Below are 6,100 nucleotides of genomic sequence, written 5' to 3' on the forward strand. Positions count from 1 at the left end.
AAGAGGAGGAACATAGAGTCTAAATTTTCATTTTTCATAAATTCATTCCTTAAGTCGTATTCATACCGTTTCTACAGGCGTTTAACTTTCCTAAACTAGCAACGGGATTGATTAATTATCTTGATTTTTCAAAGTTTGCCGAGAAACCCACTTCATCACACCAGGAAACAATCGATATAAACCTTGAGAAACATTAGCAGAACCAACCATCACATCTGATTTTTGATGCTTGACTGCATCCCAAATAGCATTAGCCACATCTTCCGGCTTCTCTATTACAGGAGTTTTCAGGACATTATCAAGCTGTTCCCTTCGAGTTTGGATTTCTTGTTCATCCTGTCCTCTAAAAACTGCCCGTTCCATAAAACTACTCTTGATTAAATTCGGATAAATTCCACAAACTTGAATACCTTTTGGTTGTAATTCTGCTTGCAGTGTTTCTGTTAACCCTGTCACCGCAAACTTACTCGTACAGTAGGGAACCATGTAAGCCGTCGGTACTTTACCGCCAATTGAACTAACATTAACTATGGTTCCCCTTCCCCGTTGCAGAAAATGAGGTAAAAGGGCATGAATAGTATGAATATATCCCCAAAGGTTAGTGTCTATAACTTCGTGCCAATCATTGAGCGAAAATTGTTCTACTGGCCCTGATGCAAAGATACCGGCATTATTTACCAAAACATCGATATCAGCATAATTTTCTAATGCTGTCTGCACTAATATCTCTACCTGAGATGGATCTTTGACATCGCAAGTAATAGTTAATGGGACGGGATGACCAAGGTTTTCTATCTCTTGGGCTGTAGCGGCTAATGTGTCAGCATGACGGGCTGCAAGGACGAGATTATAACCTTTGCGGGAAAATAAAAGCGCCGTAGCTTTGCCGATACCTTGAGATCCACCTGTAATTAATACTGTAGAGGCCATATTTACAACTATAAATATAATACCATTTATCTATTATTCTGGTTAATCATATTTACGAAATCTTCTAACTTGCGTTAGATTTTTTATGATATTTGAAGTTTTACTTTTTGGCTCTTACTGCCAGTGTTATGGCATTTGTAAATACTTGGTGAAAAACGAAATATTGTGATCTTCAAAATAGCGGAATGATCAAATTTTTAATTATTAAAAATATTCCTCTCAAACTTGAAAAATTCATTCTTTAGACTTGCTGACATTTTGACACTAGAGACAGATAGCACTAAATAGGCAGGTAAATACTATGAAAAAGGTCATCTTATAATTGGCTAGAAAATTGATCATGGGACTTTATCTGAATGATGCCACTGAAACTGCTAACAATGGCAAAGATGTTTACGCCTCAATCGGTACTTGGGAATAGTCCCTTGGTGATGGTTGGTTTGATCGCTTACTTATTTTGGCATACTAATCGCTACAACATATTGCGTAAAATACTGATGCTCGGTTCCTAATTATCGGTTGGGGCTGTTGAGAACAAACTAAACAGTATTTTCACCATCATTACCTATTTCTTTAACTGAATACAGTTTTTGGTATGGGGAGCATAATGTGTAATAATAGTTAAGTTATTTTAATATTTCTACACAGTTTGGAATGATTGGGACTACCTAATGCAGAAAGCTTACCACCAAAATTAGTTTCTAGACTAATGCTGAGTGCTTTTCCACAACTATATTCTGAAATTTTCACCTGAATCCTACGCGGAGTAAAAGCGTGTTCCAGTTAGAACAAACACAGTTGCCTCAAAGAAAAATCTCTACCACGCCAGCCGTGAAAAGTACATCCCTGTTTGGGGGAATTTTTATGGCGATCGCCATTATTAGTATATGGGCTATCAGCCTCGGTTTTTTACTTTATATTGATATATCCCAATTCAAATTTTGGATGTTGTTGCCGATCATATTTTGGCAAACATTTTTATATACGGGATTATTTATTACAGCTCATGATGCCATGCATGGGGTAGTTTTTCCTAAAAATCCCAAAATTAACCATTTCATTGGCTCATTGTGTCTATTTCTTTATGGTCTTTTATCCTATCCCAAACTTTTAAAAAAGCATTGGGTACATCACCATAATCCAGCTAGTGAAACAGACCCAGATTTTCATAACGGTAAGCATAAAAACTTTTTTGCTTGGTATTTATATTTTATGAAAGGTTACTGGAGTTGGCTGCAAATTATCACATTAATGATTATCTATAATTTGGTCAAATATATATGGCATCTTCCCGATGATAACTTGACTTATTTCTGGGTAATTCCTTCAATTTTAAGTTCTTTACAATTATTTTATTTTGGAACTTTTTTACCCCACAGTGAACCCGTAGAAGGTTATAAAGAACCTCATCGTTCCCAAACTATTAGCCGTCCCATTTGGTGGTCATTCATCACTTGTTACCATTTTGGTTATCATCATGAACATCACGAATACCCCCATATTCCTTGGTGGCAGTTACCTGAAATTTATAAAATTTCTAAATCAAATGTGTGACGGTGGCATTAATATTGCGCTAAATATATTGTAGGGCGGGTATTTTTGCCCTCCCACACAAGATAAGAATAATTAAAAGCCGATATTTGGGGTTTTTAGTGGGAAAGTTCTGTATTTATGTTGGTTTCTGGTAGCGGAACCTGTGCTTTGCACTCAGCGCTACTGCCAGCAGATCGTACAGTTAAATAAATTAAGGGGCCGAATAGGGGAATCAATGCGATGAACCAGAAAAATACTTGATTTTTTATCCCCCGACGTGCCATATCATCTCCCAATAATGCGGGAAATAATAGCGAAAGTAGGCAGAAGTCTAAACTCATCACATGGATGAAGCGGCTAGTTTGCCATTGCTGGACAAAATTTCCCCAATCTCCTTGTAAACCATAGCGGACTAGAATCGCTGCGCCGATAGTTAAAATCAAACCAGTAATCCGAGAATCTAGTAATTTTAGCCAGAGATTTTTGTTTCCAGAAAATTGCTGATTTGGTTCCCGTAAAGCTAAATAAGGCAACAGCGCAAAAGCACCGACGGCAAAAGAAGCTGTAGCAAAGGGCCAAGCGGGAATTTTTTGCCCTCTACCATCAATAAACAGAATTGCACTGTAAATTACCGGCCAAATGCCCATGAGGTTGAATAAGGCTATGATTAGGGGGTTAATATCTTGCCATTGCCCAACGGAAAGGTTTTTAATTAATTCAAAGGTATCAGGTTGATCGGGGGGAGCAAATAGAAAAGCATAAGTAAGAAATCCTAGCCACAACACCCCAAAGGCAATTTTTCTGAACATGATTTAAACAAGTTAACTAAAAGCATCGGAGAGGTAATCAGCAGCAGCCGCTACAACTGCGATCGCGCTATCATAATCTAGGCGCGTTGGCCCTAAAACACCTACACTTCCTAAAGGTAGCAAACCCCGGCGATAGGTAGAAGTAATTAAAGTACAAGTACGTATCGGTTCTAAGGGGTTTTCTGTACCAATGCGAACCGTTACCTTGGATTTACCCACCTCTTCCGCTTCCGGTTCGGCAAAGATTAATCGCCACAGTTGGTCTTGTTCTTCTTCCAGCAGTTGGATAATTGTCTGGACTTGCTGTAATTGAGAAAATTCTGGCTGACGCAAAACTTCTGCCACACCCCGAACCATAATTTGGGTCGTAGTTGGTGTCAGATGACGACGAGTTAATTCTGTGACTGAACCTTTTAAGAATTCACCATAGCGTTGGAATTCCTGATCTAACTCACTCCAATCCAAGCTGGCTAATTCCAATAAACTGCGTCCCCGCAAGTGGGTATTCAAAAAGTTAGAAACAATCTGCAATTCATGATCTATGCCCTCTGGATCAAGTTTTGCTTCTTCCTCGGTGGGCGACAAATTCATTAGCCTAGAATGTGTCTCATAATCATCCGTCACCACAATTAGCATAATCTTGTTAGTTTCAATTTGCACTAGTTGCAGATGTCGCAAGATGGCTGTAGTGGTTTGCGGCATAGTAATTAAGCTAATGCAGCCACTCACAGTGGCTAAAATTTGCGCTGCACCTTGTAGTACAGCTTCCAAACTCCAATCTTCCCAGTGGAGGCGATTTTGCAGCGCCTGTTCTACTTCTTTGGCTAAAACATCCGTGCGCGTTACATCTCGCAAAGCAGGTGTAATTAACTGGTCAACATAAATGCGATAGCCTGAATCTGAAGGTATGCGTCCAGCAGAAGTGTGTGGCTGGTAAAGTAACCCAGATTTTTCTAACACACCCATGACATTCCGAATAGTGGCTGAACTCACACCCAAGTCATACTCATCAACCAAAGCTTTTGAACCTACAGGCTCTGCTGTAGCAATATAGTGGCGTACTGTTGCCCAAAGTATATGCTGTTGTCGATTCGTTAACTGGACTTGCATAAGGTATGTTTTGCTGAAGGCAAATTTTGACTAAACTGGGAAAATTTTGGGGATTTTAAAGCCAAATATTATGAATAATAGTTAATTAATTTAGCAAAATATTTAATTTTTTGTGTGTTATGAGTATAGTCAGCATCTTTAAGTATTATTGCAGCTTTTGAATGAAAAAGCTGTATTCAAAAATACTTATTTTAGACAAAATTCATATATGCAAAATGAATCAAATCTGAGTGCTGCTGACAGTCTTAAGTTGTCTTGGTAACGGTATTGTGTTAAGAATAGCATTGGTCAGAGGTCAAAGAAGAGAAAAAGGGGCGGGGGGTAGGGAAAGAACCCCATAAATAAATTTAGGGGCTTGAAATCAGGACAAATGACTAATATTGCGGAATTGAGTCATCAACTAATAGAGAATAGGCATCAATGCCACCTGTAATGTTTTTAACATTTGTAAAACCTTGAACCATGAGCCACTGGCACATCTGGGCAGAGCGAATGCCGTGGTGACATAATACCAGGGTTTCAGCTTGGGGATTGAACATGGTGGGGACTTGATCGCCCCATTCTACAAATTCGCTCAGGGGGAGATTGACAAAGCCTTCTATGTTAGCGGTTGCTAGTTCTTGAGGTTCACGTACATCTATTAACTGAATACTTGCATCACCAGAAGACAGACGTTGCGCCAGTTCCTCTACACTAATCTGAGTAATGAGTTGACCAGAAGGATTCCCTGTCATGAAATTTTTGTAAACAACCTAATACACTTTATGTTGACAGAAAATTTGCTTCCTAGCATCAGCATCTATTCCCAAAGGAGTAGTTATTAGTCATTCCCGATGGCCTGTCAAATCCAACCATTGTAAAATTTATTGCTGGTTTAGTATGTCTAATGTCAATAGTCAACGCTCATTATTTGGTTTCGTGGTCGCCGCAGGCATCGCACTTCTAATTATCGTCGCAGGCTTTTATTGGTTTTTCGCTCAGACTCCGGTTAAATTCATCGCCTCTAGCTCTCAGCCCCATGCTGCTATATTCGTCTCTAAATTGGCTCCGGTGACGGTTTCGTTGCTGACAAATCCTGAACGCTTGCAGTCATTGGAGCGCAAAGGGGAATTATCTCAACTCAAAACCAGTTTATTGGCTAAGAGTGGTATAGATTACAAACAAGATATTCAGCCTTGGCTGGGAAATGAAATTACCCTCTCCGTGACTACTGTAGATATTGATCGTGATCTAGAGAATGGAAAACAGCCAGGGTATTTAATGGCACTAGCAACTGAGAAACCAGACAAAAGCCGTGAATTTTTAGACTTGCTCTTTTCTCGCAGGGTATTGGCTGGCGCAAATTTGGCTGTTGAAGAATATGAAGGTGTAAAGCTGATATCTGACGATTCCCAACCACAACAAGATTCCCTAGCTGGTGCAGTTGTGGATGACTTTGTTTTATTTGCTAATGATTTGAAGGTGCTACGAGACGCAATTAATAATGTCCAGGCTCCTGATTTGAATTTGTCCAGTTCGCTTAAATACCAAAAAGCTGCCCAACAATTGCCTAAAGCCTCCTTAGCTACGGCTTTTCTCAATCTTCCCGCCGTGGCCGAATGGCAAGGTTTAGAACTACCAGAAGTCACCTTTGATAGTCAAATTATTTCTTTATCTTTGAACTCCAAGGGACTGTTAGCAGAAACTAACTTTCTGACTGACTCGGAAATTATGCCGAC

At 39.5% G+C, this 6,100-nt stretch carries 5 protein-coding genes and 1 pseudogene; 2 read left to right on the forward strand and 4 right to left on the reverse strand.

Going from position 1 to position 6,100, the window contains the following annotated elements:
- Positions 1 to 111: 111 nt before the first annotated feature.
- Positions 112 to 930, reverse strand: a complete 819-nt coding sequence (locus VB654_RS23795) for an SDR family oxidoreductase (protein ID WP_323216309.1) — start codon at positions 928 to 930, stop codon at positions 112 to 114.
- 774 nt (positions 931 to 1,704) lie between these two features.
- On the opposite strand from VB654_RS23795, the gene crtW reads away from it, so the two are divergent.
- Positions 1,705 to 2,484: a beta-carotene ketolase CrtW gene (gene crtW, locus VB654_RS23800; protein WP_323216310.1), complete on the forward strand. Its 780-nt coding sequence runs from the start codon at positions 1,705 to 1,707 to the stop codon at positions 2,482 to 2,484.
- A gap of 95 nt (positions 2,485 to 2,579) precedes the next feature.
- Here the strand turns inward: crtW and VB654_RS23805 are convergent, their stop codons facing one another.
- The 3 genes from VB654_RS23805 to VB654_RS23815 form a co-directional block, all read right to left on the reverse strand.
- Positions 2,580 to 3,272 (reverse strand): DUF2834 domain-containing protein, encoded by a 693-nt coding sequence (locus VB654_RS23805; protein WP_323216311.1) that lies wholly within the window; start codon positions 3,270 to 3,272, stop codon positions 2,580 to 2,582.
- Between the two features lie 12 nt (positions 3,273 to 3,284).
- Positions 3,285 to 4,382 carry a heat-inducible transcriptional repressor HrcA gene (gene hrcA, locus VB654_RS23810; protein ID WP_323216312.1) on the reverse strand — a complete coding sequence of 366 codons (1,098 nt, stop codon included), beginning with the start codon at positions 4,380 to 4,382 and terminating at the stop codon, positions 3,285 to 3,287.
- A 374-nt stretch (positions 4,383 to 4,756) separates the two neighbouring features.
- Positions 4,757 to 5,116, reverse strand: coding sequence for a rhodanese-like domain-containing protein (locus tag VB654_RS23815; RefSeq protein ID WP_323216313.1), 360 nt, complete (start codon positions 5,114 to 5,116; stop codon positions 4,757 to 4,759).
- Between the two features lie 145 nt (positions 5,117 to 5,261).
- Between VB654_RS23815 and VB654_RS23820 the strand changes: the two are divergent.
- Positions 5,262 to 6,100, forward strand: a pseudogene (locus VB654_RS23820) (DUF3352 domain-containing protein); the annotation flags it as partial.

This window comes from Nodularia sp. UHCC 0506, from assembly GCF_034931045.1.
Lineage (GTDB): Bacteria > Cyanobacteriota > Cyanobacteriia > Cyanobacteriales > Nostocaceae > Nodularia.